At 38.8% G+C, this 1921-nt stretch carries 3 protein-coding genes and 1 riboswitch; all 3 genes read left to right on the top strand.

Annotated features, from left to right (window positions below; translation table 11 throughout):
• Positions 1-285: hypothetical protein (locus BZG80_RS16040; RefSeq protein WP_206744532.1), on the top strand; the 285-nt coding region annotated here is incomplete at its 5' end.
• Positions 286-355: 70 nt separating this feature from the next.
• Positions 356-511: riboswitch (molybdenum cofactor riboswitch) on the top strand.
• A complete protein-coding gene (moaA, locus tag BZG80_RS15605; RefSeq protein ID WP_021022851.1) occupies positions 501-1472 on the top strand; it encodes a GTP 3',8-cyclase MoaA in 972 nt (323 codons plus the stop codon). Its footprint overlaps the riboswitch before it by 11 nt.
• Positions 1473-1476: 4 nt before the next feature.
• Positions 1477-1921: molybdenum cofactor guanylyltransferase (gene mobA, locus BZG80_RS15600; protein WP_131827572.1), on the top strand; the 445-nt coding region annotated here is incomplete at its 3' end.

The raw sequence follows: 1921 nt of genomic DNA, 5'->3' as shown, positions 1-1921 counted from the left end.
GTTTTATACATTTCATTTTATTTATTATTTATGTTTGTCTTGGGGGTTGAGTCAGGAATAGCTATGTCTGTTTCCTCTTCCTTATATGAAGAAGAGGTGAGTCGTATGCATAAGAATGTGTTTTCGTTTTTTGGTGTGAGTGGGGCACTGAGCGCATTATTCTCAATGTTTATTCCTACGTCGATTATTATGTTTTATCCAGACATGTCTTTATTCATTTCATTTTTACTTATTTTGAAACTAACTCTAGTGCTACTTTTAGCCAAGAAGCAAACAAATCAATGACTTGTCCGATACTCCTTTGTGGGTATACATAAAGGACTATATAGTTTTGGTACATCAGAGACTATAGTAAGACTTTAATCAACCCGAAGCACATTGTCGTCTACGTACAAGGTACACCCGTATTTGTATATGAGCAATGAGCCGTAGTATTTAGTGGATGCTACCGGGTTGGCTTGGGAAACCAGCCAGCCTCCCGGATTTGGAAAGGTGTTGACATGCTATATGACGCATTTGGTCGTAGGTTCGAGTATCTACGCCTATCGGTAACAGATTTATGTAATTTCCGTTGCAACTACTGCCTACCCAATGGTAATGATTGCAATGCTGGCAAAAACGAACTGTCACTATTTGAGATAGAAACTTTACTGCATGCCTTTTCTCTTTTGGGAACCTCTAAAATTAGAATAACAGGTGGTGAGCCAACATTAAGAAAAGATCTTTGTGATATCATCGCTATTGCTGCATCCACAAGTGGCATAAAGAAAGTGGCGATGACGTCTAACGCCTTTAATCTTCCCAAAACTCTACCTAAATATATCAAGTCAGGACTTTCAGCGTTAAACATTAGTGCTGACTCATTAAATCCATATCAGTTTCGAGCCATAACGGGGAAGCAAAAGCTGCACTCGGTCCTTGATACCATTGATCTCGCTCTAGATAGTGGTTTGGATAACGTGAAAATTAACACTGTATTGATGAAACAATACAACTTAGACCAGTGGGAACAGTTTTTAGCCTTTACAAAAGATAAGGAAGTTACTTGGCGTTTTATTGAGCTGATGCGTACCGGCGACAATAGCGATTTTCACCGAAGTCAACACGTAAGTGGACAGGTGCTGCAAAATCGTCTTATTGAGCAAGGTTGGAAAAAGACACAAAAAGAAGCGAATGCAGGTCCAGCAGATGAATACTCTCACCCTGACTATACAGGAAAAATTGGCTTGATCATGCCCTATAGTGAAGAGTTTTGTAAGTCTTGTAATCGACTTCGGGTTTCTTCTACCGGAAATTTACACCTATGTCTTTTTGCTAGTAGCGCATCAAGTCTTCGAGACAATTTGTGTCGAGGAGATATTGTTGGTACGAAAGAACAGATCGAAGCATTGCTCCAGTATAAGCGTGAGAGCCATTTATTACATCATGATAATAGTGGAATGACAAAAAACCTGGCGATGTTAGGCGGTTAGTATCATGAGCAATGATAAAGAGAGAAAGGTTGTCGGTGTGGTACTGGCGGGTGGCCTGTCTAAAAGGATGGGGGAAGATAAAGCACTTCTTGCTTATGGTGCCCAGCCCCTTGTTGAAAGACAAGCTACCATACTGAGACAGTCAATATGCGATGAGGTTATTATTTGCGCAGGTGAAAAAGAGTATAGCGATATACGCGATATATATTCAAATCGAGGTCCTTTGGGGGGTATTTATTCTGCAATGATTTATTTCCCTCAATCTATTCTCGTTTTTATACCTATAGACATGCCACTTATAACTTCATTGACAATAACCTCTTTGATTCGTGAAGTTAAGAAAAAAAATGAATCAAAAAAAATATCTAAAAGTAATGTTTTTCCTTTAGTTCTCATGAACAGTAAAAGAGAAAAAGAAATCATCAATCACGTTCTTAAGGAAAATAGAG

This window comes from Salinivibrio sp. MA440 (genome assembly GCF_001996265.1).
GTDB classification, from domain to species: Bacteria; Pseudomonadota; Gammaproteobacteria; order Enterobacterales; family Vibrionaceae; genus Salinivibrio; species Salinivibrio costicola.
This window is presented reverse-complemented; position numbering and strand designations above follow the sequence as displayed.